Source organism: Citrobacter sp. Cpo100 (assembly GCF_030332595.1).
Classification (GTDB): Bacteria; Pseudomonadota; Gammaproteobacteria; order Enterobacterales; family Enterobacteriaceae; genus Citrobacter; species Citrobacter portucalensis.
On the sequence record NZ_JAOWHM010000037.1, the window covers coordinates 1,328,545 to 1,353,238 of the forward strand.

Annotated in this window: 23 protein-coding genes, 5 tRNA genes and 1 pseudogene; 10 read left to right on the forward strand and 19 right to left on the reverse strand. The window is 50.9% G+C overall.

Features of this window, described 5'->3' with window-relative positions; genetic code table 11:
* The first annotated feature begins 53 nt into the window (after window positions 1–53).
* Window positions 54–806, forward strand: a complete 753-nt coding sequence (gene gpmA / locus OGX96_RS22115; protein WP_003022999.1) for a 2,3-diphosphoglycerate-dependent phosphoglycerate mutase — start codon at window positions 54–56, stop codon at window positions 804–806.
* Between the two features lie 108 nt (window positions 807–914).
* On the opposite strand, the gene aroG is transcribed toward gpmA, so the two are convergent.
* Window positions 915–1,967: a 3-deoxy-7-phosphoheptulonate synthase AroG gene (gene aroG, locus OGX96_RS22120; RefSeq protein ID WP_003831449.1), complete on the reverse strand. Its 1,053-nt coding sequence runs from the start codon at window positions 1,965–1,967 to the stop codon at window positions 915–917.
* A 317-nt stretch (window positions 1,968–2,284) separates the two neighbouring features.
* Here aroG and OGX96_RS22125 point away from each other — a divergent pair, with 317 nt between their 5' ends.
* Window positions 2,285–2,659: a YbgS-like family protein gene (locus OGX96_RS22125; RefSeq protein WP_003022994.1), complete on the forward strand. Its 375-nt coding sequence runs from the start codon at window positions 2,285–2,287 to the stop codon at window positions 2,657–2,659.
* 113 nt (window positions 2,660–2,772) lie between these two features.
* Window positions 2,773–3,714 carry a CDF family zinc transporter ZitB gene (zitB, locus tag OGX96_RS22130; protein ID WP_032942740.1) on the forward strand — a complete coding sequence of 314 codons (942 nt, stop codon included), beginning with the start codon at window positions 2,773–2,775 and terminating at the stop codon, window positions 3,712–3,714.
* Here zitB and pnuC read toward each other — a convergent pair.
* The 18 genes from pnuC to cydA form a co-directional block, all read right to left on the reverse strand.
* The gene (pnuC, locus tag OGX96_RS22135; protein ID WP_003831446.1) at window positions 3,711–4,430 is read right to left on the reverse strand and encodes a nicotinamide riboside transporter PnuC; all 720 of its coding nucleotides are present in this window, start codon (window positions 4,428–4,430) and stop codon (window positions 3,711–3,713) included. The two genes, zitB and pnuC, sit on opposite strands and share 4 nt — an antisense overlap.
* 26 nt (window positions 4,431–4,456) lie before the next feature.
* Window positions 4,457–5,500 (reverse strand): quinolinate synthase NadA, encoded by a 1,044-nt coding sequence (gene nadA / locus OGX96_RS22140; RefSeq protein WP_198801908.1) that lies wholly within the window; start codon window positions 5,498–5,500, stop codon window positions 4,457–4,459.
* Window positions 5,501–5,781: 281 nt separating this feature from the next.
* A tRNA-Lys gene (locus OGX96_RS22145) sits at window positions 5,782–5,857 on the reverse strand.
* Window positions 5,858–5,889: 32 nt separating this feature from the next.
* Window positions 5,890–5,965, reverse strand: a tRNA-Lys gene (locus OGX96_RS22150).
* A gap of 45 nt (window positions 5,966–6,010) precedes the next feature.
* Window positions 6,011–6,086 (reverse strand) — tRNA-Lys (locus OGX96_RS22155).
* A 3-nt stretch (window positions 6,087–6,089) separates the two neighbouring features.
* Window positions 6,090–6,165 (reverse strand) — tRNA-Val (locus OGX96_RS22160).
* Between the two features lie 36 nt (window positions 6,166–6,201).
* Window positions 6,202–6,277: transfer RNA gene (locus tag OGX96_RS22165), tRNA-Lys, on the reverse strand.
* Between the two features lie 165 nt (window positions 6,278–6,442).
* On the reverse strand, window positions 6,443–7,234 hold the full coding sequence (gene cpoB, locus OGX96_RS22170; protein ID WP_071445707.1) for a cell division protein CpoB: 792 nt from the start codon (window positions 7,232–7,234) through the stop codon (window positions 6,443–6,445).
* Window positions 7,235–7,243: 9 nt separating this feature from the next.
* Window positions 7,244–7,762, reverse strand: a complete 519-nt coding sequence (gene pal, locus OGX96_RS22175; protein ID WP_003022983.1) for a peptidoglycan-associated lipoprotein Pal — start codon at window positions 7,760–7,762, stop codon at window positions 7,244–7,246.
* A 34-nt stretch (window positions 7,763–7,796) separates the two neighbouring features.
* A complete protein-coding gene (gene tolB, locus OGX96_RS22180) occupies window positions 7,797–9,089 on the reverse strand; it encodes a Tol-Pal system beta propeller repeat protein TolB (RefSeq protein ID WP_003022981.1) in 1,293 nt (430 codons plus the stop codon).
* Window positions 9,090–9,217: 128 nt separating this feature from the next.
* Window positions 9,218–10,474, reverse strand: a complete 1,257-nt coding sequence (gene tolA / locus OGX96_RS22185) for a cell envelope integrity protein TolA (protein ID WP_286584210.1) — start codon at window positions 10,472–10,474, stop codon at window positions 9,218–9,220.
* A gap of 64 nt (window positions 10,475–10,538) precedes the next feature.
* A complete protein-coding gene (tolR, locus tag OGX96_RS22190; RefSeq protein ID WP_003022978.1) occupies window positions 10,539–10,967 on the reverse strand; it encodes a colicin uptake protein TolR in 429 nt (142 codons plus the stop codon).
* 3 nt (window positions 10,968–10,970) lie between these two features.
* The gene (gene tolQ / locus OGX96_RS22195) at window positions 10,971–11,663 is read right to left on the reverse strand and encodes a Tol-Pal system protein TolQ (RefSeq protein WP_003022976.1); all 693 of its coding nucleotides are present in this window, start codon (window positions 11,661–11,663) and stop codon (window positions 10,971–10,973) included.
* Window positions 11,660–12,064, reverse strand: a complete 405-nt coding sequence (gene ybgC / locus OGX96_RS22200; RefSeq protein WP_003831439.1) for a tol-pal system-associated acyl-CoA thioesterase — start codon at window positions 12,062–12,064, stop codon at window positions 11,660–11,662. Before ybgC ends, tolQ begins: the two co-directional genes overlap by 4 nt.
* Before the next feature lie 542 nt (window positions 12,065–12,606).
* The gene (ybgE, locus tag OGX96_RS22205) at window positions 12,607–12,900 is read right to left on the reverse strand and encodes a cyd operon protein YbgE (protein ID WP_003831434.1); all 294 of its coding nucleotides are present in this window, start codon (window positions 12,898–12,900) and stop codon (window positions 12,607–12,609) included.
* Entirely contained in the window at window positions 12,900–13,013 is a 114-nt protein-coding gene (gene cydX, locus OGX96_RS22210; protein WP_003022970.1) for a cytochrome bd-I oxidase subunit CydX, read from the reverse strand. The genes ybgE and cydX overlap by 1 nt, the downstream gene beginning before the upstream one ends.
* Window positions 13,014–13,027: 14 nt before the next feature.
* Window positions 13,028–14,167: a cytochrome d ubiquinol oxidase subunit II gene (gene cydB, locus OGX96_RS22215; RefSeq protein WP_003831431.1), complete on the reverse strand. Its 1,140-nt coding sequence runs from the start codon at window positions 14,165–14,167 to the stop codon at window positions 13,028–13,030.
* Window positions 14,168–14,182: 15 nt separating this feature from the next.
* Window positions 14,183–15,751: a cytochrome ubiquinol oxidase subunit I gene (gene cydA, locus OGX96_RS22220; protein WP_008784156.1), complete on the reverse strand. Its 1,569-nt coding sequence runs from the start codon at window positions 15,749–15,751 to the stop codon at window positions 14,183–14,185.
* 1,217 nt (window positions 15,752–16,968) lie between these two features.
* On the opposite strand from cydA, the gene glmS reads away from it, so the two are divergent.
* The 7 genes and pseudogenes from glmS to OGX96_RS22255 all read left to right on the forward strand — a co-directional run.
* Window positions 16,969–17,418 (forward strand): methylaspartate mutase subunit S, encoded by a 450-nt coding sequence (glmS, locus tag OGX96_RS22225; protein ID WP_003022963.1) that lies wholly within the window; start codon window positions 16,969–16,971, stop codon window positions 17,416–17,418.
* Entirely contained in the window at window positions 17,418–18,806 is a 1,389-nt protein-coding gene (gene glmL / locus OGX96_RS22230; RefSeq protein WP_234096006.1) for a methylaspartate mutase accessory protein GlmL, read from the forward strand. Before glmS ends, glmL begins: the two co-directional genes overlap by 1 nt.
* Window positions 18,807–18,824: 18 nt before the next feature.
* Window positions 18,825–20,270: a methylaspartate mutase subunit E gene (locus OGX96_RS22235; RefSeq protein ID WP_003831428.1), complete on the forward strand. Its 1,446-nt coding sequence runs from the start codon at window positions 18,825–18,827 to the stop codon at window positions 20,268–20,270.
* Window positions 20,270–21,511 carry a methylaspartate ammonia-lyase gene (locus OGX96_RS22240; RefSeq protein WP_032942736.1) on the forward strand — a complete coding sequence of 414 codons (1,242 nt, stop codon included), beginning with the start codon at window positions 20,270–20,272 and terminating at the stop codon, window positions 21,509–21,511. Before OGX96_RS22235 ends, OGX96_RS22240 begins: the two co-directional genes overlap by 1 nt.
* A gap of 3 nt (window positions 21,512–21,514) precedes the next feature.
* On the forward strand, window positions 21,515–22,885 hold the full coding sequence (locus tag OGX96_RS22245; protein ID WP_003022951.1) for an acyclic terpene utilization AtuA family protein: 1,371 nt from the start codon (window positions 21,515–21,517) through the stop codon (window positions 22,883–22,885).
* The gene (locus OGX96_RS22250; RefSeq protein WP_003831425.1) at window positions 22,882–23,199 is read left to right on the forward strand and encodes a DUF4387 domain-containing protein; all 318 of its coding nucleotides are present in this window, start codon (window positions 22,882–22,884) and stop codon (window positions 23,197–23,199) included. Before OGX96_RS22245 ends, OGX96_RS22250 begins: the two co-directional genes overlap by 4 nt.
* A 169-nt stretch (window positions 23,200–23,368) precedes the next feature.
* Window positions 23,369–24,650: pseudogene (locus tag OGX96_RS22255) on the forward strand (dicarboxylate/amino acid:cation symporter); the annotation flags it as partial.
* Between the last annotated feature and the right edge of the window lie 44 nt (window positions 24,651–24,694).

The window sequence follows — 24,694 nt, forward strand, 5'->3', positions numbered from 1 at the left end:
CGGCAATATAATGAGAATTATTATCATTCAATATGATTTATAGGAGTGAGTGTATGGCTGTAACTAAGCTGGTTCTGGTACGTCACGGTGAAAGTCAGTGGAACAACGAAAACCGTTTTACCGGTTGGTATGACGTTGATCTGTCAGAGAAAGGCGTGGGCGAAGCAAAAGCGGCAGGTAAACTGCTGAAAGAAGAAGGCTACAGCTTCGATTTTGCTTATACTTCTGTGCTGAAACGTGCCATCCACACCCTGTGGAACGTACTGGACGAACTGGATCAGGCCTGGCTGCCGGTTGAAAAATCCTGGAAACTGAACGAACGTCATTACGGCGCGCTGCAGGGTCTGAACAAAGCTGAAACCGCTGAAAAATACGGTGACGAGCAGGTTAAACAATGGCGTCGCGGCTTTGCGGTAACACCACCGGAACTGACCAAAGATGACGAGCGTTATCCGGGTCACGATCCGCGTTATGCGAAATTGACCGACAAAGAGTTACCGGTTACCGAAAGCCTGGCGCTGACCATCGATCGCGTTATCCCCTACTGGAACGAAACCATTCTGCCGCGCATGAAAAGCGGTGAGCGCGTAATTATCGCCGCTCACGGTAACTCTCTGCGTGCGCTGGTTAAATACCTGGATAACATGGGCGAAGATGAGATCCTTGAACTGAACATCCCGACCGGCGTACCGCTGGTATATGAGTTCGACGAAAACTTCAAACCAATCAAACATTACTATCTGGGTAATGCTGACGAGATCGCAGCAAAAGCGGCAGCCGTTGCGAACCAGGGTAAAGCGAAGTAATTTTCATCCCGGATCAAACGAGAAAAGCGTGGAATGCTCCACGCTTTTTTATTGCCGGATGACGGCGTTGCCTTATCCGGCCTACCGAGCGTAGCCCGGATGAATTTTTTAACCGCGGCGCGCTTTTACAGCATCCGCCAGCTGGCGCAATACTGCATCGGTATCTTCCCAGCCAATGCAGGCGTCGGTGATGCTCTTACCGTAGGTCAGCGGCTCACCGCTATCCGGGTTTTGATTGCCTTCTACCAGATGGCTTTCGATCATCACGCCAATAATTGCTTTTTCGCCCCCAGCAACTTGTCCGCAAACATCTTTCGCGACATCCATCTGCTTTTTGAACTGCTTGCTGGAGTTGGCATGGCTAAAGTCGATCATCACCTGCGCTGAAAGCCCTGCTTTGATCAGACCTTCTTTCACGTCGGCAACGTGCTGAGCGCTGTAGTTCGGCTCTTTGCCGCCGCGCAAAATAATATGGCAATCGCCATTACCACTGGTATTTACGATCGCCGAATGACCCCATTTGGTCACAGACAGGAAGCAGTGCGGCGCTCCTGCGGCGTTAATCGCATCAATCGCTACTTTTATCGTGCCATCAGTACCGTTTTTAAAGCCAACTGGGCAGGACAGACCAGACGCCAATTCGCGGTGCACCTGAGATTCTGTGGTACGTGCCCCAATCGCGCCCCAGCTCATCAGGTCGGCGAGGTATTGCGGCGTAATCATATCGAGGAATTCCCCCGCAGCAGGCAATCCGCTGTCATTGATATCCAGCAGCAGTTTACGCGCAATGCGCAGCCCATCGTTGATCTGGAAGCTGTTGTCCATGTGCGGATCGTTGATAAGCCCTTTCCAGCCGACGGTAGTTCGCGGTTTTTCAAAATAGACGCGCATAACGATTTCAAGCTCGCCTTTTAACTCTTCACGCAGTGCCAGCAGGCGAGCGGCATACTCTTTGGCGGCTGCCGGATCATGAATAGAGCAAGGCCCAATCACTACCAGCAGGCGATCGTCACTCCCTTTCAGGATTTTATGAATCGCCTTGCGGGCATGAGCCACCGTGTTTGCGGCATTTTCAGTAGCGGGGAATTTTTCCAACAATGCGACTGGCGGTAATAACTCGTTGATCTCTTTAATGCGTAAATCGTCGTTCTGATAATTCATGATTATTCCAGCGTTGCCATACTTATATAAATGAATGCAATCCCTCCAATCTATATCTTCAGTCATAAAGTGTAAACGGGGTTTTACACTTTGGACGGATTAATCCTGGAATTGGCCAAAAAAACGCAATAAAGTAGCGAAAAACGAGATCCAACCTACAATTTATAACTGTAACAGCTTTAATTTTCATAAATTTCAAGATTCTATGCTGGGTTTAATTTCTCTGGCAAAACTATTAACCACATATTGATGATGTAACTGGCACATGCACTGTTGGAAGACGTTATCCGACATATCGACCATAACAGGAGCATATTATGCATATGACAAAGCTGGCTTCACTCTTTCTTACCGCTACACTCAGCCTCGCCAGCGGCGCGGCGCTGGCTGCTGAAACCAATACACAGTCCAATAACGGCCAGGCAAATTCCTCGGCGGATGCCGGTCAGGTCGCCCCAGACGCACGCGAAAACGTGGCACCAAATAATGTCGACAACAGTAACGTGAATTCGGGTGGCACAATGCTGCACCCGAACGGTTCATCAATGAACCATGAAGGGATGACCAAAGACGAGATGCACAAAAACACCATGTGTAAGGACGGTCGCTGCCCTGATGTGAATAAGAAAGTTGAGACCGGAAACGGCATTAACAATGATGCTGAGACAAAAACTGATGGCACTACGCAGTAACGCTGGAAATAAAGCTAATAATGGGAGAGCAATAGCTCTCCTTTTTAATTTTATCATCCCAAAAACGGTATCATGGCATACAGTAAAGATGAGAATAACAAAGGGATGGCATAATGGCGCACTCGCATACTCATACTTCTTCTGAGCAACCCAAGGACAATAATGCCCGCCGCTTGATGTTTGCATTCTGCATTACAGCCGGATTTATGTTGGTTGAAGTGGTGGGTGGAATACTTTCAGGTTCACTGGCCTTGTTGGCCGATGCCGGGCATATGCTCACTGATGCCGCAGCGCTCCTTTTTGCGCTGTTGGCCGTCCGGTTTTCCCATCGCCCGCCCACAATACGACACACCTTCGGCTGGCTGAGGCTCACGACACTGGCCGCGTTTGTTAATGCCATCGCATTGGTCGTGATCACCATTTTAATCGTTTGGGAAGCCATTGAGCGCTTCCATACGCCCCGCCCCGTGGCTGGCGGCATGATGATGGTTATAGCTGTCGCGGGTTTACTGGCTAACGTGCTGGCTTTTTGGGTTCTACACCGCGGCAGTGAGGAGAAAAACCTGAACGTCCGCGCCGCGGCACTACATGTGATGGGCGATTTACTCGGCTCGGTCGGGGCGATCATCGCTGCGCTGATTATTATCTGGACGGGCTGGACGCCTGCGGACCCGATTCTCTCGATTCTGGTTTCCGTGCTGGTACTGCGTAGCGCCTGGCGACTGTTAAAGGATAGCGTTAATGAATTACTGGAAGGCGCCCCGCTGACGCTGGATATCGCCGCACTACAGCGCCATCTCAGCCGGGATATCCCCGAAGTCCGCAATGTGCACCATGTCCATGTCTGGATGGTGGGTGAAAAACCGGTAATGACGCTGCATGTGCAGGTGGTCCCGCCGCACGATCACGACGCGCTGCTGGAGCGTATTCAGCATTTCCTTATCCATCACTACCAGATTGAACACGCCACGATCCAGATGGAGTATCAGCCGTGTAATGGGCCGGACTGCCACCTGTATCAGGGGGTATCCGGCCATTCACACCATCACCATTAATGGGACAGCGCGTGGGAACCCCGCTCGCGCGCGCTGTTAATCCACATCCTGCTACCGTTCAGTGCGATAACCGTCAGGATCACATATTCCAGCGACATGGCATATACGCCTTGCAGGGCGAAAATCACTACGCTTATTACGTTAATGATCACCCACAGCAGCCAGTTTTCAACGTACTTACGCGTCATCAGGATCATTGCCGCAATCGACAACACCATCATGCAGGAGTCCCAGAACGGGAATGCATCGGGTTGCAACTCAGGCACAACAACCTGCAATCCTAATGCCTGCATAATGTTCACCGCAATGCGGGTCAGGAACGCAAAGACCGGATCGATATAGACCGACATCAGGCCGATCGCCACCACGCAAGCCGCCAGCCAGCCGATCGCTTTTGGTAACGGCAACCAGCGAATTTTCAGTTCCGCTTCATGCTGGTTGGTTTGCCTGGACCAGGCATACCAGCCGTAGATGTTGGCGGCAAAGAAGAAAACTTGCAGCAACAGGCTTGCATAGAGCTGGATCTGAAAGAAGATAATCGCAAACAGCGTGACGTTTATCAGGCCGAAGAAGTAATTGCTGATTTTCTCAAGGCTTGCCAGGCCAATACACAGCAACCCGGCGATCGTCCCCACAGCTTCGATCCACGACAGATCGTAACCGCCAGCGCCAATCGGAATATGTACCAGAATGTTCTGCGTGCTAAAAAAGTCCATCTTTTCCCCCAGAGCCAAAAAATTAATTAAGCTCGAAGTGTAGCCGCAAATTCCAACATGCGGTTTAACGGCAACAACGCCCCTTCTCGCAGCGCAGCATCAACATGTATCTCATGAGCCGCTCCGCCTTGTTCCAGGCCCTCAGCAATCGCCTTAAGGCCGTTCATCGCCATCCACGGACAATGCGCACAGCTGCGGCAGGTTGCCCCCTCACCAGCCGTCGGCGCTTCAAGCAATTCTTTATCCGGAACGGCCTGCTGCATTTTGTAAAATATGCCCCGGTCAGTTGCCACAATCAGCTGTTGATGCGGTAACGATTTAGCTGCGTTGATTAACTGGCTGGTTGAGCCAACCGCATCGGCCATATCAACGATAGACTGAGGGGACTCCGGGTGCACCAACACCGCGGCATCAGGGTAAAGCCCCTTCATACGTGTTAAAGCCTGAGTTTTAAATTCGTCGTGGACGATACAGGCCCCCTGCCAACAAAGAACGTCTGCACCGGTCTGTTTTTTGACGTAGTTGCCCAGATGTCTGTCCGGAGCCCAGATGATTTTTTCACCTAAACTATCAAGATGCTCAATAAGTTCTACCGCGATACTGGATGTGACGACCCAGTCCGCACGTGCTTTAACGGCGGCTGAGGTATTGGCGTAAACCACCACGGTACGATCGGGGTGCGCATCGCAAAACGCGCTGAACGCATCAATCGGACAACCCAGATCTAATGAGCATTCCGCCTGTAGGGTCGGCATCAGGATGGTCTTTTCCGGGCTGAGGATTTTGGCGGTTTCCCCCATAAACCTCACGCCTGCAACTAACAGCGTAGAGGCAGAATGTTTTGAGCCGAAACGCGCCATCTCCAGAGAATCAGAAATACAACCACCGGTCTCTTCGGCCAACTGCTGAATTTCAGGATCGGTGTAATAGTGCGCGACCATAACGGCATCACGCTCTTTCAGCAGGCGCTTGATTTTTTCACGATAAAATTGCTTTTCATCCACACTCAGCGGGGCTGGCTTCGGCGGAAACGGATAAATTGCTGCTTCTGGATCAAACATCACGCTCACCTTGCTTTCTCGTTTTACTGGCTTAACGAAATAACCGATTAAAAGCGTGACGCACGCCGTATTCGGTTAGATTTGTTTTATATGCTAAACAAGATAGCGGATTGACGTAAGAAAGTCACAATAATTGCGTGTGAGGAATGCCGGAAGGCGACTGACGTCTTATCCGGCCTACGTGAATAGTGTCGTCTGTAGGACTGATAAGCGAAGCGCATCAGGCAAGCAGCTTCGAATCTTATAAATCGCAGATAGCAAAAAGGCGCCTTTAGGGCGCCTTTTTACACTGGTGGGGCGTGCAGGATTCGAACCTGCGACCAATTGATTAAAAGTCAACTGCTCTACCAACTGAGCTAACGCCCCCTTATGGGGTTTACTTCTTAATACTTTCAGGATGGTGGGTCGTGCAGGATTCGAACCTGCGACCAATTGATTAAAAGTCAACTGCTCTACCAACTGAGCTAACGACCCGCTCGGATATAACCTGAAAATTTTGACTCGGTGCCACCAATAAATTGGTGGGGCGTGCAGGATTCGAACCTGCGACCAATTGATTAAAAGTCAACTGCTCTACCAACTGAGCTAACGCCCCGAGTGGTGGGTGATGACGGGATCGAACCGCCGACCCCCTCCTTGTAAGGGAGGTGCTCTCCCAGCTGAGCTAATCACCCGATACTGCGCTGGATACTACTTACTAACTAAGTTAGTGGTGGGTCGTGCAGGATTCGAACCTGCGACCAATTGATTAAAAGTCAACTGCTCTACCAACTGAGCTAACGACCCACTTTTTTTGCCGCTTTCGGGCTGTTTGATATCCCTTGGCAACGGCGGCATATATTACTGATTTCAGATTTTAGCGCAACAAAAATTTCGATGTAAATAACTCAACTGCTTAGGAATCACACGACGCGACCAGAATTAACACGATTTCTGGTCGCATGGTGTTCATTACATCGCGCCAAGGCGTTTTTGCGCTTGTTTCGCGCCATCAGTGCCAGGGTATTTAGTGATAACCTGCTGAAAAACGGCTTTCGCTTTCTCTTTATCACCTTTGTCCTGCATGATGACGCCGACTTTATACATCGCGTCTGCAGCCTTTGGTGATTTCGGGAAGTTTTTGACTACTGAAGCAAAATAGAACGCTGCATCATCTTTTTTCCCCTTGTTGTAATTCAACTGACCCAGCCAGTAATTCGCATTTGGCAGGTAAGTTGAGTCTGGGTACTTTTTAATGAAGTTCTGAAATGCTTCAATCGCGTCATCCTGGCGGGATTTATCCTGCACCAGAGCAATGGCCGCATTGTAATCGGTATTCGCATCGCCAGTTTGTACCGGAGCACCTGACGCTGCCGCTGCGCCCGCATCAGGTGCAGGGGTTGCTGCTGCCCCACTCTGATCGCCGCCCGCAGATTGAGCCGCAGGTGCACTACCGCTGCCAAGATTATTCATCTGCAGCAATATCTGCTTCTGGCGTTCAACAACCTGATTCAGTTGATACTGATTTTCCTGAATTTGACCGCGCAGGGAATCAATATCGGACTGATTATCGGAGAGTTGTTGCTGGAGTTGGGTTAAAAGCTGACTGTGAGCGTTAGAAATACGCTCGAGTTGAGTGACACGGTCTTCGACCGAGCCAGAGCCGACACTACTGATTGGCGCCTGTGCAAAAGCGGCCCAGGGGGCCGCTATGCCAACCAGTAACGACAGACTCAACAGATGATGTCTGAAGTTACTGCTCATGCAATTCTCTTAGTAAACCAGTACGGCGCGACGGTTTTTGGCGTAAGCCGCTTCGTCATGACCCAGTACTGCAGGTTTTTCTTTACCGTAAGAAACGATGGAGATCTGGTCAGCAGAAACGCCTTTACCCTGCAGGTACATCTTAACGGCGTTCGCACGACGCTCACCCAGGGAGATGTTGTACTCAGGAGTACCACGTTCGTCCGCATGACCTTCTACGGTGACTTTGTAAGACGGGTTGCTACGCAGGAAGTTAGCGTGAGCATCCAGCATTGCAGCGAAGTCAGAACGGATATCGTACTTGTCCAGATCGAAGTAAACGATGTTGTTCTGCTGCAGCTGTTGCATCTGAAGACGCGCTTGCTCTTCAGAAGACATGTTGCCGCTGCCGTTTGCATCCATACCAGTGCCGGCACCCAGCATGCCTTCGCTGCCGTCATTGCTGGCGTTCTTGTTAGAAGAACACGCTGCAATAGCCATAACAGGCAGAGCAATCATCAGCCCTTTCAGCACTTTGTTCAGTTGCATTTCAATGATTCCTTTATTAATCAATTATTTATTATCACAGATACGGCGACCAGGCAGGGAATTTAACCTGTCCATCAGTTGCCGGAAGACGCGCTTTGAAACGCCCATCTGTAGAAACCAAATTCAGCACGGATCCCATCCCCTGAGAAGAGCTGTAGATTACCATAGTGCCGTTAGGTGCCAGACTTGGCGTTTCGTCCAGGAACGTTGACGACAGAACTTGTACGCCACCCGCTACCAGATCTTGTTTGGCAATGTGTTGCTGACCGTTGGCCGAGCTTACCATTACCATAAATTTACCGTCGCTGCTCACATCCGCATCCTGGTTTTGCGAACCTTCCCAGGTAATGCGCTGCGGAGCACCGCCGTTGACGTTAACTTTATATACCTGCGGACGACCGGCCTGGTCAGACGTAAAGGCCAGGTTTTGGCTGTCCGGGAACCAGGTAGGTTCCGTGTTGTTGCTACGACCATCCGTCACCTGACGGATCTGACCGGAACCAATGTCCATGACATACAGGTTCAGGCTACCGGTTTTAGACAGGGCAAACGCCAGTTTGCTGCCATCCGGAGAAAACGCAGGCGCACCGTTGTGACGTGGGAACGAGGCTACCTGACGAACCGCGCCGTTAGACAGTGTCTGAATAACCAGTGCAGAACGACCGCTTTCGAAGGTAACGTACGCCAGTTTTGAACCGTCCGGGGACCACGCCGGAGACATCAGCGGCTGCGGAGAACGGTGTACCACGAACTGGTTGTAACCATCGTAGTCGGACACACGTAATTCGTACGGGAACTGACCACCGTTGGTCTGAACAACATAAGCGATACGGGTACGGAATGCACCTTTAATGCCGGTCAGTTTTTCAAACACTTCGTCACTTGCAGTATGGCCCGCGTAACGCAGCCACTGCTTATTCACTTTATAGGTGTTCTGTGCCAGTACGGTACCCGGTGCGCCACCGGTGTCAACCAGCTGATAGGCAACGCTGTAAGAACCATCCGGGTTCGGCGTAACCTGGCCGACGACTACGGCATCAATGCCCAGCGCAGACCACGCGGCAGGTTGAACTTCCTGCGCGGTACCGGGCTGCTGAGGCAGACGAGAACGGTCTAACGGGTTAAATTTACCGCTGTTACGCAGGTCAGCACCTACGATACCACCGATATCTTCAGGTGCAGCACCCGGTCCTGCCCACTGGAAGGGGACAACACCAATCGGGCGCGCCGAGTCCACCCCCTGGGTGATCTCGATACGTACTTCTGCGTGCAGCACCGCTGCCCACAGCATCAGAAAACCAAATGCTACTCGTAATGCCTGCTTCATCATATCTCCCTTATCTGGACGGAAAGCCCACGATAATTTAGCAGAATGTTAACAAACTCAAATACACAAAACTACCAGAACTCTGTCTCAACCTTAGACCGTTTCCCCTGATTTCTCAGGGGTCGTTATTACAGTTTGAAGTCCAGTTTGGCATCTTTTACTTTTTCATAAACTGCCTGGCTAGGCGGTTTAGGAATTCTGGCGGTTTTCGCAGCCGTCAGCGCAGCCTGACACAATGCCGGATCCCCGCCCTCTTCGGTCACATCCAGTAACAGACCATCGGGTGCTAACTTGATATGTAATACGCAAGATTTACCTGCATACAAATCTGCACCATACAGACGGCTCTGGATCGCATTGCGAATTTGAGATGCGTAAGCACTGATATCAGCGCCAGATGCACCGCCATTGGCACCACTTGTACCACTATCTTTCGCCGGTTGGCCGTTTCCTTTCGCTCCACCGCCCGATTTCGGTGCATTCTTACCGGAGCTCAGGTCACCCAACAAGTCGTCAACGCCAGAGGCTGCAGCGGCTTTTTCGGCCGCAGACTTTTTAGCAGCAGCTGCTTTATCTGCCGCAGCTTTCTTATCGGCAGCGGCTTTCTCAGCTGCAGCTTTTTTGTCTGCTGCTGCTTTTTCTGCAGCGGCTTTCTTATCAGCCGCCGCTTTTTCAGCAGCGGCAGCTTTCGCGGCAGCGGCTTTTTCTGCTTTCTCAGCAGCAGCTTTCTCGGCTGCTGCTTGCTTAGCGGCCTCAGCCTGTGCTTTCTTCGCAGCGTCCGCAGCTGCCTTAGCAGCTTGTGCTTCTGCAGCTTTCTTCGCATCAGCGGCGGCTTTAGCGGCTTCAGCCTCAGCTTTTTTCTGTGCGTCCGCAGCGGCTTTCTTCGCGGCATCTGCCGCTTGCTTAGCCTGAGCATCAGCTTTAGCCTTCGCGTCTGCAGCAGCCTTCGCCGCAGCCTCTTCAGCCTGTTTCTGTTGCTCTTGCGCTTTCGCTGCGGCGGCTTCAGCTTGCTTCTGCTGTTCCGCCTGTTCGCGCACTTTTTCCTGCGCGGCTAAACGTTCTTTTTCCAGCTGCTTCAGTCGCTCTTGCTCAGCTGCCTGCTTCTCGCGAAGTTCTTCAGCTTGCTGCTGCGCCTGTTTTTCACGCTGCTCTTCAGCACGTTTCGCACTTGCCTGCTGTTGCTGCTGCCTGTCGTACTGTTGCACAACGGCGCCAGGATCGACCATAACGGCGTCGATGGACGAACCGCCACCGCCGCCGGCTGAAGCATCAATGTGCTCATCGAACGAACTCCAGATCAGCGCTGCAAATAAAATGACATGCAGCACCGCTGAAATAATTATCGCCCTTTTGAGCTTGTCGTTTTGTTCGGTTGCCTTTGACACTCTCGGTTCCCAAAAAACTGTTCGCCTGTTACGTGCTATCTTTCAAGCCAGCAAAACGCAGTCATCAGATTGGCTGCGTCATCAAGCCAACCGATTTTACGCCTGCACTGTGTAACAAGTTCAGCGCTTTAATTATTTCATCATAAGGCACGTCTTTCGCACCACCGATTAAAAAGACCGTTTTCGGATTGGTCTGCAGGCGGCTTTTCGCTTCCGCAATAACCTGCTCCGGTGGTAGTTGATCCATACGATCTTTCTCAACCACCACGCTGTATTGCCCAATACCGGAAACTTCAATAATGACCGGGGGTTCGTCGTTACTGCTGACGGCTTGCGACTCGGTCGCATCCGGCAGGTCGACTTCCACACTCTGCGTAATGATCGGTGCGGTTGCCATAAAGATCAGCAACAGCACCAGCAGTACGTCGAGCAGCGGTACAATATTGATTTCGGACTTGAGTTCGCGACGACCTCGTCCACGCGTTCTGGCCATGGCTTACCCCTTGTTGCTCTCGCTAACGGTAAACGCCTGGCGGTGCAGAATCGCGGTGAACTCTTCCATAAAGTTGTCGTAATTCAGTTCCAGTTTGTTCACGCGCTGGTTCAGACGGTTGTAGGCCATAACCGCCGGGATTGCCGCAAACAGACCGATAGCCGTTGCAATCAACGCTTCTGCGATACCCGGTGCGACCATTTGCAGCGTCGCCTGTTTTACCGCGCCCAGCGCGATAAATGCGTGCATGATCCCCCAAACGGTACCGAACAGACCGATATACGGGCTGATGGAGCCAACGGTGCCGAGGAATGGAATATGCGTTTCCAGCGTTTCCAGCTCACGGTTCATCGAGATACGCATCGCACGGGAAGCCCCCTCTACGACCGCTTCCGGCGCATGGCTATTTGCCCGATGCAAACGCGCAAATTCCTTGAATCCGCTATAGAAAATTTGTTCCGAGCCCGCCAAATTATCACGACGCCCCTGGCTTTCCTGGTACAGGCGCGACAATTCAATGCCGGACCAGAACTTGTCTTCAAATGCTTCGGCTTCACGTGAAGCAGCATTAAGAATACGGGTCCGTTGGATGATGATGGCCCAGGATGCGATTGAGAAACCAATCAAAATCAACATGATAAGTTTAACCAGAAGGCTTGCCTTCAGGAACAAATCAAGGATATTCATGTCAGTCACTGCTTAAACTCCGCGACAATAGACTTGGGAAGCGCACGAGGCTTCATTTTGAGTGGATCAACGCAAACAATCAGAACTTCGGCCTCATTCAGCACGGTGTTCTCTGCGTTGACAATGCGTTGCGTGAAAACCAATGAGGTGCCACGCATTGACGTAATTTCGGTTTGAACTTCGAGCATATCGTCGAGCCGGGCAGGCGCAAAATACTCGAGGGTCATCTTGCGCACCACAAAGGCGACACGTTCGGCCAACAGGACCTGCTGACTGAAGTGATGATGACGAAGCATTTCTGTGCGTGCTCTTTCATAAAAAGCGACGTAACTAGCGTGGTAAACCACCCCACCGGCATCGGTATCTTCATAATAGACACGAACCGGCCATCGAAACATATACTTATTCATTCCTACTGCCTCTTTGTTGGCTTCGCCCACTCGCACCAGTTACTTACCTTCGTAAGCGTCTGGTGATTCGCGTTCTTGCCGCCGCGATGCATCAAGAATGTCGTTGTATATCGCGCTGTCTTCACTGTACATCCCGGTAATGCAATTAGGTTGTGTCCTGTGGTTGTTCGCGGATGGCGCTGACGAAAATTTTTGCACAGAACAAGGCGCGAGTGGCGAAGTTTGGTAATTCCAAACAAGACGCAAGTAACGCAGTACTGTGCAAAAAGATTCTCAGCCCTTCGGGACGCGTTCCATCAGGATGTTCTCTGTGTTGTCGCACTTGGACATAGTTCTACTATGTCCAGCGCACTCCGCCTTGATAACGTCCTGATGGTACAGCGTCGCCACCGCACACAACCACAGGGCACAACCTCAGGTTAGTGCTTTCAAACTTCGCTACTATACGCGCGGGAATGGTGCTTTGGAATGGGGGAAAGTAAACGGAGAGTAAAAAATTATGGGCTTATGCAAGCCCATAAATATTTAAGGATGTTTCTTATTCAAAAGAAGAAGAAAATCAGACCAACAACGAGGACAATATCCGCGATCAGCGGGCAGAAGATGCCCTGCCAATGTACGGCGCGAGGACGGAAGCCAACGCCGTGAATAATGCCTGCGCAGACCGCCCACATCAGCAGGAAACCATGCCAGATTTCAAGCTCACTGGTTTTGGCCGCGAAACGAGACGGATCCCAGAATATGCAGCCAGCCAACACGATTGCCAGCACAAATGAAAGCGCCCGCAAGGGGCGCTTGTCCATCGCGTTGTATACCATCGCGATAATGTTGGTCATTAGCTATCTTCTTGCCCGGCTTTGCCTGATTCAACGTGCTCAAGCGCCAGCGCTGTGATTATCCCAAATGCACAGGCAAGAAGCGTTCCCAAAATCCATGCGAAATACCACATTTTAAGCTCCTTACTTAGTACAGAGAGTGGGTGTTACTTTCAATATCTTCTTTAGTGATGCGACCGAACATCTTCCAGTAACACCAGCTGGTGTACAGCAGAATGATCGGTACAAACACCGCCGCGACCCAGGTCATCAGATTCAATGTACGCTGGCTGGAGGTGGCATCCCACATGGTCAAACTTGCGTTCATCATGGTGCTGGATGGCATCACAAACGGGAACATTGCGATACCGGCAGTCAGGATGATGCAGGCTAACGTCAGTGAGGAGAAGACAAACGCCCATGCCCCTTTCTCCATACGAGAAGTCAGGATGGTCAACAGCGGCAGAACCACGCCCAGTGCAGGAACCAGCCACAGGATAGGTGCATTGTTAAAGTTCACCATCCATGCGCCAGCCACACGAGCCACTTCTTTGGTCAGCGGGTTAGAGGCAGCATGATGATCCAGTGCTGAGGTCACAACATAACCGTCAATACCATAAATCACCCACACACCGGCCAGCGCGAAGCAGACCAGAGTCACCAGCGCCGCAACCTGTGAAGTTGCACGAGCACGCAGATGCAGTTCACCTACCGTACGCATCTGCAGATAGGTCGCACCCTGGGTGATGATCATCCCAACGCTCACGACACCTGCCAGCAGACCAAACGGATTCAGCAACTGGAAGAAGTTACCGGTGTAGTACAAACGCATGTAGTCATCTACGTGGAACGGAACCCCTTGCAGCAGGTTACCGAACGCCACGCCAATCACCAGCGGTGGCACGAAGCTACCAATGAAGATGCCCCAGTCCCACATGTTGCGCCAGCGCATATCTTCAATCTTAGAGCGGTAGTCAAAACCGACCGGACGGAAGAACAAGGACGCCAGAACCAGAATCATCGCCACATAGAAACCGGAGAACGCAGCGGCATACACCATCGGCCAGGCAGCGAACAGTGCGCCACCCGCGGTGATGAGCCAAACCTGGTTACCGTCCCAGTGCGGGGCAATGGAGTTAATCATAATTCGACGCTCGGTATCATTACGACCGAGGAAACGGGTGAGCATGCCCACCCCCATGTCGAAGCCATCAGTGACCGCAAAACCAATCAGCAGAATGCCAACCAGCAGCCACCAGATAAAACGCAATACTTCATAATCGATCATTTGACGACTCCTGTCTTAGCGTGCCGGCTGAGAAGTCACAGTGGACTGCTCGTAGTGATAACGACCGGTTTTCAGGCTACTCGGCCCAAGGCGTGCGAACTTGAACATCAGATACAGTTCAGCCACCAGGAACAGGGTATACAGGCCGCAAATCAACAGCATCGAGAAGATGAGGTCGCCAGCAGTCAGCGAAGAGTTCGCTACGGCTGTTGGTAACACTTCACCAATCGCCCACGGTTGACGACCGTACTCTGCAACAAACCAACCGGATTCAATAGCAATCCACGGCAGAGGAATCGCATACAGCGCGGTGCGCAGCAGCCATTTTTTCTCACCGATACGGTTACGAAGCACAGTCCAGAAGGACACCGCGATAATTGCCAGCATCAGAATGCCGCATGCCACCATGATACGGAAAGCGAAGTACAGCGGCGCAACGCGAGGAATAGAATCTTTCGTTGCCTGCTGAATTTGCGCTTCGGTCGCGTCGGTAACTTTGTCCGTATAGCGTTTCAACAGCAGACCATAACCCAGGTCTTTCTTCATGCTGTTGAACTGGTCACGAACGGCCTGGTCGGTAGTACCAGCACGCAGTTCTTCCAGCAACTGATACGCTTTCATCCCGTTACGGATACGCTCTTCGTGTTGCACCATCAGATCTTTCAGACCAATGACCGGTGTATCAACAGAGCGGGTGGCAATGATGCCCAGCGCATAAGGAATTTGAATCGCAAAATGGTTTTCCTGCGCATCCTGGTCCGGAATACCGAACAGCGTGAAGGAAGCCGGTGCAGGCTGAGTTTCCCATTCTGCTTCAATCGCAGCGAGTTTGGTTTTCTGCACGTCGCCCATTTCGTAACCAGATTCATCACCCAGAACGATAACAGACAGAATAGCAGCCATACCAAAGCTGGCAGCGATAGCAAAAGAACGTTTAGCAAACGCGAAGTCACGACCGCGCAGCATATAGTAGGAGCTGATACCCAGAACGAACATCGCGCCACATACATAACCAGATGCCACAGTGTGAACAAATTTCACCTGTGCTACCGGGTTGAGCACCAGTTCAGAGAAGCTCAGCATCTCCATACGCATGGTTTCGAAGTTGAAATCCGCTGCGATTGGGTTCTGCATCCAGCCGTTCGCAACCAGAATCCACAACGCGGACAGGTTAGAACCCAGAGCCACCAGCCAGGTGACACACATATGCTGGACTTTACCCAAACGGTCCCAGCCGAAGAAGAACAGACCTACAAAGGTGGATTCGAGGAAGAAGGCCATCAAACCTTCGATCGCCAGCGGCGCACCGAAAATATCCCCTACATAGTGGGAGTAGTAAGACCAGTTAGTCCCGAACTGGAACTCCATGGTCAGACCGGTAGCCACACCCAGAGCGAAGTTGATACCAAACAACTTGCCCCAGAACTTGGTCATATCTTTATAAATCTGTTTGCCGGAAAGGACGTAGACCGTTTCCATGATGGCCAACAAGAACGCCATACCGAGCGTCAGTGGCACAAACAGGAAGTGGTACATCGCGGTCAAGGCAAACTGTAAGCGCGACAGTTCGACTATATCTAACATCATGACTCCTTGCTCATCGCATGAAGACTCCGAGAGTGAACCCCGTTAGAAAGGGTCACACGCATGCCCCAATACAAATTTATCTGCTTCCTTACGCCGCTACCCTTTCCTCTCATTTGAAGAAAGGACAATGATGAAAGGTTACAAACATGTTAATAAAACACTCAAATTGATCCCGCAATTATATTACGCCGTAAAATCCTTACAATAAACAGGTTTTTATCGAGACAAATTTGCATTTTTCGATAGTGATCAATTTATAGCTAATTTACCACTTTCAGACCAATTTGATCTGAAGCAATTTACCCTCTTTTGATGCTGTTTTCCAAGTTTTAAACATTGATTTAAATCAATTTTCAAATTTAATGTTAATAGTGTTTAGCACTCACGCTACTAGTAAACACGATGTTAACAACATGTTTTTCAATGAGTAATTGCCGTTACTACAAATGATAGGATATTTATTTAAATGTACACGATCTTTTAACCAGCCCGGATGACTTAATTGATAGAAGATAAAGAATCACTAATGCTGGGTAGCTCACAGTTTTTTGTTTAGCAAGTCATGGATTTGTTATTTCATACAAATTATTCATTTAAATTTTACTTATAATTAACACCGAGATGTAACTATCTCAACTGGAAGCGAAAACGTTCCACAATGACCGATGCATTGCGTTTGTCGTTCTGCGAGAGAACGCTGACGTTTCGCTTAAGTCATCACTGAAAGTTATCATTAACACCCCCTCTTCTCTTATGTGGCAAAGATTAAATATGCCACAAACATTTCCTTATCATTTTTATCCTAAATTTAACAAAAATGAATTGTGACATATAAGATTAAAAAATAAAAAACCGTTATGTCGTTCACAAGTTAATTAGTAATTGGGATTTTTGAAATTATTTAAAACACGTCATAAACGGCGCGCATAACAAAATAAGATTTCGATCACAAACATGGCAAGTCATTTATTACCCAATTCTCTAATAAATTAAAACCAGCTAAGAAAAGATAATCTATCACATTGATTATGAAAGGATTTTATAGATAACAAATATAACAATCATTTTTCTCAGGATATTTTGAAAATAGATCAATTGCTTCCTTTTTCGCTTCCACAGAAACTCCAACCCTATTAAGAGGTTGTCACAATCCATGTTCTAAATATTAGAAAATAATTTCACTTATTGACCATCAGCCCTACAGAGGATTACCCATGAAGAAATCTACACTTGTTATTGGCGTCATCGGTGCTGACTGCCATGCAGTAGGTAATAAAGTTCTGGATCGCGTTTTTACTGCTCATGATTTTCACGTAATCAACCTCGGGGTGATGGTGAGCCAGGATGAATATATTGATGCTGCGATTGAAACAGGCGCCGATGCCATCGTGGTGTCCTCTATCTACGGTCATGGCGACATTGACTGCCTCGGATTACGTGAGCGCTGCATCGAACGCGGCCTTGGCGACATTCTGCTGTACGTCGGCGGCAACCTGGTCGTCGGTAAACATGACTTCGCCGACGTGGAAGTGAAGTTTAAAGAGATGGGCTTTAACCGGGTTTTCGCCCCCAGCCACGATCTGGAAGATGTTTGCGCGCTTATCACTAATGATATTCACCAACACAATGGCCTCGAACAGCGTTGCCTGGAAGAGGCCATCTGATGCAAACAGTTTCTGTCGATATCGGCTCGACATGGACCAAGGCAGCCCTCTTCGCACATGAAGGCGAGGAATTAACCCTGGTAAACCATGTCCTGACCCCAACCACCACACATCATCTGGCAGACGGTTTTTTTGCCAGCCTGAATCAGGTGCTGAATGTTGCCGATGCTCGCCCGTTACTGAAAAGTGGTGAAGTGCAGTTGAAATACTCCTCCTCAGCGAAAGGTGGGCTCGCCGTTGCAGCAATGGGGCTGGTGCCTTCCATTACGCTGGAGTCGGCAAAAGTTACCGCCCATTCGGCAGGAGCGAAAATCGCGCAATATTATTCGTACAAGCTGAACCGTCATGACATCCAGGAGCTGGAATCATCACCGCCAGACATTCTGTTGTTTACCGGCGGGACAGACGGTGGCGAAGAAAGTTACGGCCTGGCGAATGCGCACGCGCTGGCAGGCTCAAAGCTTGATTGCGCCATTATCTACGCCGGAAACCGGGACATTCAGGACGAAATACAAACAATTCTGGGACATAAGGATCTGACCACGGTAGACAACATTCTGCCGGACCTCGATCACCCGAATCCGTTTGCCGCGCGCCAGGCGATTTGCGATGTGTTCTTGTCACGCATCGTCAAAGGCAAAGGTCTGGACGTTATCGTCGGCGAAACAGGCGAAGAGCCTATGCCGACGCCATGGACGGTATATGAGTTAGTCAAAGCCATTAGCGATTACGACAGCGCATGGAAGGAATTCATGCTGATTGATATGGGCGGAGCCACCACGGATGTCTATTCGGCCAGCGCGAATACCCTCTCCCCCGATACCGTCCTGCATGGTGTTCCTGAACCGTTCGTCAAACGTACCGTTGAAGGCGACCTTGGAATGCGCGTTTCCGCCGTTGTGGTGGGAGAAAGCACGCAGGATATGGTGAAAGTCATCTTCGCCCAGCAGCCACAGCGCGAGGCAGCGTTTTACCGCTATCTACGCCACCTGGTTGGGCAACCGGATTACCTGCCACTCAGCGAGGAAGAGAAATATTTCGACACCCTGCTGGCAGGTTTATGCGTGGGCTATGCCGCTGAGCGCCACGCGGGCACTAAAAAGCAGGTTTGCACCTGCGTGGGTAATGTGGATTTACAGATGGGTCGCGATCTCACCACCGTACGCAAAGTCGTCGGTTCAGGGGGATGGCTCTCTCGCGCCAGCCAGTTCGATATCCATAACTGGCTCAAATACAGGGAGCTGGACGACCAGGGTAAAAGAATTCTGTTACCGAATCAGTTTGAGTATTACCGCGATTCAAATGGCCTGCTCCCTCTACTGGCAAACGTCGCCAGGCTGTACCCGCAAGCCGCTGCTCGCACCAGCATTCAGTGTTTAACCCTATAAAACTTAAGGCAGCTACGAATGGAACTTCGAAATAAAAAATTGACCCACGACGAATTCATGACCGAAAGGCATCAGGTGTTACAAACCTGGGAAACCGGCAAAGACGTTGAGAACTTCGAAGATGGCGTGAAGTACCAGCAATCAATTCCAGAGAAAAAGCGTTTCTCCCTCGCCCTGCTGAAGGCCGATCAGGAAGGTAAAACTCTGAGCCAGCCGCGCGCAGGTGTGGCATTAATGGATGAGCATATTGCGCTGCTCAAAACATTGCAGGAAGAGTGCGACCTCCTGCCAAGTACTATCGATGCCTATACCCGTCTGAACCGCTATGAAGAAGCCGCTGTCGGGATCCAAAAATCCATCGAAGCAGGTACTTCCAAGCTGAATGGTTTACCGGTCGTCAATCACGGGGTTGCTGCCTGCCGTCGTATGACTGAATCGCTGGATAAACCGATCCAGGTTCGCCACGGTACACCGGATGCGCGTCTGCTGGCAGAAATCGCCATGGCCAGTGGCTTTACCAGCTACGAAGGCGGCGGTATCTCCTACAACATCCCTTACGCCAAACGCGTCACCCTGGAAAAATCCATCCGCGACTGGCAGTACTGTGACCGTCTGATGGGTCTGTACGAAGAGAACGGCATTCGCATCAACCGTGAACCGTTTGGTCCGCTGACCGGCACGCTAATCCCGCCGTTCATGTCCCACTCAGTCGCGATTATCGAAGGTCTGCTGGCGCTGGAGCAGGGCGTGAAGTCTATTACCGTCGGTTACGGCCAGGTCGGTAGCCTGACACAGGATATCGCTGCTATTCAGGCACTGCGTGAACTGTCCCACGAATACTTCCATAACCATGGCTTCGACGATTACGAGCTGAGCACCGTTTTCCACCAGTGGATGGGCGGATTCCCGGAAGATGAAGCAAAAGCCTTCTCCGTTATCGCCTGGGGCGCAGCGGTTGCCGGTATGTCTGGTGCCACAAAAGTCATTACCAAAAGTCCGCACGAAGCATTCGGTATCCCAACCGCGGCAGCTAACGCCCAAGGTCTGAAAGCGTCACGCCAGATGCTCAACATGGTCAGCGATCAGAAATTCCCGCAGTGCGCTGCCGTGGAACAGGAAGTTGACCTGATTAAGAGCGAAGTCCGCGCGGTATTGAAGAAAGTCTTCGAACTGGGCAATGGTGACATTGCGCGCGGTACGGTGCTGGCCTTTGAAGCTGGCGTGCTGGATGTGCCTTTCGCTCCTGCCGCCTGTAACGCCGGTAAGATCCTGCCTGTTCGCGATAACACAGGCGCAATCCGTATTCTTGAAGCCGGTGCCGTGCCGCTGCCGAAAGATATTCTCGCCCTGCACCACGACTACGTTGCAGAGCGCGCACATTTCGAAGGTCGCAAGCCTTCTTTCCAGATGGTCATTGATGACATCAACGCCGTATCCCACAGTAAATTAATAGGAAGACCATAATGAAAATTAAACAGGCCCTTTTCACAGCTGGCTACTCCTCATTTTATTTTGACGATCAGCAGGCCATCAAAAACGGCGCCGGTCATGACGGGTTTATCTATACCGGCGATCCGGTAACGCCTGGATTTACGTCTGTTCGTCAGGCGGGTGAATGTGTTTCCGTACAGCTGATTCTGGAAAACGGCGCGGTGGCTGTGGGCGATTGCGCAGCGGTGCAATATTCAGGTGCAGGCGGTCGTGACCCGCTGTTCCTGGCTGAAAACTTCATTCCGTTCCTCAACGACCACATCAAGCCGTTGCTGGAAGGTCGTGACGTTGATTCGTTCCTGACCAACGCCCGTTTCTTTGACGAACTGCGTATTGACGGCCATCTGCTGCATACCGCCGTACGTTATGGTCTGTCTCAGGCGCTGCTCGACGCGGCGGCACTGGCTACCGGTCGTCTGAAAGCCGAAGTGGTTTGTGATGAATGGCAGCTGCCATGCGTCCCCGAAGCCATTCCGTTATTTGGTCAGAGCGGCGACGACCGTTATATCGCCGTCGACAAGATGATCCTCAAAGGTGTGGATGTCCTACCGCATGCGCTGATCAATAACGTAGAAGAGAAGCTGGGCTTTAAAGGTGAAAAACTGCGTGAGTACGTCCGCTGGTTATCTAACCGCATCCTGAGCCTGCGCACCAACGATAGCTATCACCCAACGCTGCACATTGATGTCTACGGCACCATCGGTCTGATCTTCGATATGGATCCAGTGCGTTGCGCCGAATACATCGCCAGCCTGGAAGCCGAAGCGCAAGGCCTGCCGCTGTACATTGAAGGCCCGGTTGATGCCGGTAACAAGCCGGATCAGATCCGCATGTTAACCGAGATCACTCAGGAGCTGACTCGTCTGGGTTCTGGCGTGAAAATCGTTGCGGATGAATGGTGTAACACCTATCAGGACATCGTGGACTTCACCGACGCGGGCAGCTGCCACATGGTGCAGATTAAAACCCCGGACCTGGGCGGTATTCACAACATCGTTGATGCAGTGCTGTATTGCAACAAACACGGAATGGAAGCCTATCAGGGCGGTACCTGTAACGAAACGGAAATCAGTGCTCGTACCTGCGTACACGTCGCGCTGGCCGCGCGTCCAATGCGCATGCTGATCAAACCGGGTATGGGTTTCGATGAAGGTCTCAACATCGTGTTTAACGAAATGAACCGCACCATCGCGCTGTTGCAAACTAAGGATTAAGAGATGGCACGCACATTTAAGATCTTATCGCCTACGGCTATCCTGGGTTATGGCTTCCCGGAAGAAAGTTTTCGTAAAGCCATGGAAGAGTCACCGGATCTTATTGCTGTTGACGCAGGTTCCTCCGATCCTGGCCCCCACTACCTGGGGGCAGGTAAACCCTTTACTGACAGGGCCGGTGTGAAACGCGATCTGCGCTATATGATTGTGGCAGGCGTTAAGAACAACATCCCTGTCGTGATCGGCACAGCCGGTGGTTCTGGTGCAGCTCCGCATCTGGAGTGGTGTCGCCAGATAATCCATGAGATCGCGCAGGAAGAAAAACTGTCTTTCTCAATGGCGCTGATTCCGTCTGATGTCGATAAAGAAATCGTTCATCAGGCGCTGGATAACGGCAAAATCACCGCGCTCGATTTTGTGCCTGAACTGACTCACGAGGCCATTGAAGAGAGCACCTACATTGTCGCGCAGATGGGCGTCGAGCCTTTCCAGCGTGCGCTGAAAGCCGGTGCGCAGGTGGTCCTGGGCGGACGTGCCTACGATCCGGCCTGCTTCGCCGCGCTGCCGATTATGCAGGGCTTTGATGAAGGTCTGGCGCTTCATTGCGGTAAGATCCTTGAGTGTGCAGCCATTGCCGCCACCCCTGGTTCCGGCTCAGATTGTGCGATGGGAATCATTGACGATAACGGCTTTACGCTGAAGGCGTTCAATCCCAAGCGTAAGTTCACCGAGACTTCCGCAGCAGCGCACACTCTGTACGAGAAGTCAGATCCGTACTTCCTGCCAGGGCCAGGCGGTGTGCTGAACCTGAAGGCATGCACTTTCACCCAGGTTAACGAGGGTGAAGTGTATGTCAGCGGTTCACGCCATGAAGAAACACCGTATGCGTTGAAACTGGAAGGTGCACGCCAGGTTGGCTTCCGTTGCCTGACCATCGCCGGAACACGTGACCCGATTATGATTGCCGGGATTGACACGATTCTTGAAGAGGTACAGGCAAGCGTTGCACGTAACCTCTCACTGAATGACGACAGTATCCGCATGACGTTCCACCTGTACGGTAAGAACGGTGTGATGGGCAACCATGAGCCGATGAAAACTGCGGGCCATGAACTGGGAATTTTACTGGATGTCGTTGCGCCAACGCAGGATATCGCCAACAGCGTTTGCTCGCTGGTGCGCTCTACCCTGCTGCACTACGGCTATGAAAATCGCATTGCGACTGCGGGCAACCTCGCCTTCCCGTTCTCGCCATCTGATATTCAGAGTGGACCGGTGTATGAGTTCTCGATCTATCACCTGATTGAAGCGAGCGATGCGCTGCGTTTTGATTTCCACATTGAACAGGTGACGCCAGAAGGAGTTCAGGCATGAAACACTCAATTTGTTCACTGGCGCAAGTAATTCGTTCCAAAAACGCCGGACCGTACGAACTGGTTTTAGATATTTTATTTAAAACAAGGGAAGACTATCAGCGGGTAAAAGCCTGCGAGCAATTAACGCCACAGCTTATTGCCGGTTTATATAATGTTGAGCCTGAATTTATTCACAATATCGTCTGGTTCGATCCAGCGAATGCCGTAAAAATCGTCATGCCACGAGATATTATTTCCGGCAACGTCGGTGACAATGATGTTTATGGTGCGCAGCAACACGCTCCATTATTAAGTATTGAGTTCGACTTGTAACAAAAAAACACAATAACAACCATTGGAGCACAGAATTCAGCTGTATCACAGTGCTTCGAATTATTCATGCGGTTGGTCACAACAGGCGTGCGTCTGAGCTGCTGTCCAGGTTCAGGCGCACGCCACCCTACACAATTCCAATTACCAGCCTTTATCCGATGGAGTACACATGAAGAAAATTAGTTTAACGAAGATGATCATATTAGGCCTGATACTCGGCATGATTGCCGGGGTGGCCATAAATAATATGGCCGCGGCTGAAACAGCAAAATCTTATGCAGCAGATATTTCCATTTTCACCACCATATTCTTACGTATGGTGAAAATGATTATCGCTCCATTGGTTATTTCAACTCTGGTTGTAGGTATTGCCAAAATGGGCGATGCCAAAACGCTAGGACGTATATTTTCGAAAACCTTCTTCCTGTTTATTTGCGCCTCTCTGGTGTCAATTGCACTGGGTCTGGTTATCGTTAATATCTTCCAGCCAGGCGCAGGTATCAACTTTGTGCCACATGACGTCGGAGCCGTTGCCGCCGTTAAGTCAGAGCCATTCACGCTGAAAGTATTCATCTCACACGCGGTACCGACCAGTATTGTCGATGCGATGGCGCGTAACGAAATTCTGCAGATCGTCGTGTTCTCAATCTTCCTTGGTTGCAGCCTCGCTGCGATTGGTGAAAAAGCCGATCCTATCGTGAAAGTGCTGGATTCACTGGTGCACGTCATGCTGAAGCTGACGGGTTACGTCATGTTGTTTGCACCACTGACCGTTTTTGCCGCTATTTCAGGTCTGATTGCCGAACGTGGTCTGGGTGTGATGGTTAGCGCCGGGATCTTCATGGGTGAGTTCTACCTGACGCTGGGTATGCTGTGGGCGATCCTCATTGGCCTGTCTACGATGATCGTCGGGCCTTGCATCGCACGGTTAACTAAATCAATCCTCGAACCCGCTCTGCTGGCCTTTACCACTTCAAGCTCTGAAGCCGCCTTCCCGGGTACGCTGGACAAGCTGGAAAAATTCGGTGTTTCGTCAAAAATCGCCAGCTTCGTTCTGCCTATCGGTTATTCCTTTAACCTGGTCGGTTCCATGGCTTACTGCTCATTTGCCACCGTCTTTATTGCCCAGGCGTGCAACATCGAACTGAGCATGGGCGAGCAAATCACCATGCTGTTAATCCTGATGCTGACCTCAAAAGGAATGGCAGGCGTACCGCGCGCATCAATGGTGGTTATCGCTGCAACCCTGAACCAGTTCAACATTCCAGAAGCAGGTCTGATTCTGCTGATGGGTGTCGATCCGTTCCTCGATATGGGTCGTTCCGCCACGAACGTTATGAGTAACGCCATGGGAGCAGCCATTGTCAGCCGTTGGGAAGGTGAACACTTCGGCCAGGGTTGCCGTGGCTCTGCACCAGTGAAGTCCCCGGAGCAGGAACGTCCGGTTACCGAACCGTCAGAAGTTGCCATGTCCTGACACAACGCCATTGCCGGA

Coding starts and splice junctions, on each gene's coding strand:
- OGX96_RS22245 (WP_003022951.1), top strand. CDS start 21,515: ATGGCACGCACATTTAAGATCTTATCGCCTACGGCTATCCTGGGTTAT.
- zitB (WP_032942740.1), top strand. CDS start 2,773: ATGGCGCACTCGCATACTCATACTTCTTCTGAGCAACCCAAGGACAAT.
- OGX96_RS22250 (WP_003831425.1), top strand. CDS start 22,882: ATGAAACACTCAATTTGTTCACTGGCGCAAGTAATTCGTTCCAAAAAC.
- OGX96_RS22240 (WP_032942736.1), top strand. CDS start 20,270: ATGAAAATTAAACAGGCCCTTTTCACAGCTGGCTACTCCTCATTTTAT.
- glmL (WP_234096006.1), top strand. CDS start 17,418: ATGCAAACAGTTTCTGTCGATATCGGCTCGACATGGACCAAGGCAGCC.
- ybgE (WP_003831434.1), bottom strand. CDS start 12,900: ATGACCAACATTATCGCGATGGTATACAACGCGATGGACAAGCGCCCC.
- cydA (WP_008784156.1), bottom strand. CDS start 15,751: ATGTTAGATATAGTCGAACTGTCGCGCTTACAGTTTGCCTTGACCGCG.
- cydB (WP_003831431.1), bottom strand. CDS start 14,167: ATGATCGATTATGAAGTATTGCGTTTTATCTGGTGGCTGCTGGTTGGC.
- tolR (WP_003022978.1), bottom strand. CDS start 10,967: ATGGCCAGAACGCGTGGACGAGGTCGTCGCGAACTCAAGTCCGAAATC.
- ybgC (WP_003831439.1), bottom strand. CDS start 12,064: ATGAATAAGTATATGTTTCGATGGCCGGTTCGTGTCTATTATGAAGAT.
- cpoB (WP_071445707.1), bottom strand. CDS start 7,234: ATGAGCAGTAACTTCAGACATCATCTGTTGAGTCTGTCGTTACTGGTT.
- aroG (WP_003831449.1), bottom strand. CDS start 1,967: ATGAATTATCAGAACGACGATTTACGCATTAAAGAGATCAACGAGTTA.
- OGX96_RS22235 (WP_003831428.1), top strand. CDS start 18,825: ATGGAACTTCGAAATAAAAAATTGACCCACGACGAATTCATGACCGAA.
- tolB (WP_003022981.1), bottom strand. CDS start 9,089: ATGAAGCAGGCATTACGAGTAGCATTTGGTTTTCTGATGCTGTGGGCA.
- gpmA (WP_003022999.1), top strand. CDS start 54: ATGGCTGTAACTAAGCTGGTTCTGGTACGTCACGGTGAAAGTCAGTGG.
- pnuC (WP_003831446.1), bottom strand. CDS start 4,430: ATGGACTTTTTTAGCACGCAGAACATTCTGGTACATATTCCGATTGGC.
- cydX (WP_003022970.1), bottom strand. CDS start 13,013: ATGTGGTATTTCGCATGGATTTTGGGAACGCTTCTTGCCTGTGCATTT.
- pal (WP_003022983.1), bottom strand. CDS start 7,762: ATGCAACTGAACAAAGTGCTGAAAGGGCTGATGATTGCTCTGCCTGTT.
- OGX96_RS22125 (WP_003022994.1), top strand. CDS start 2,285: ATGCATATGACAAAGCTGGCTTCACTCTTTCTTACCGCTACACTCAGC.
- glmS (WP_003022963.1), top strand. CDS start 16,969: ATGAAGAAATCTACACTTGTTATTGGCGTCATCGGTGCTGACTGCCAT.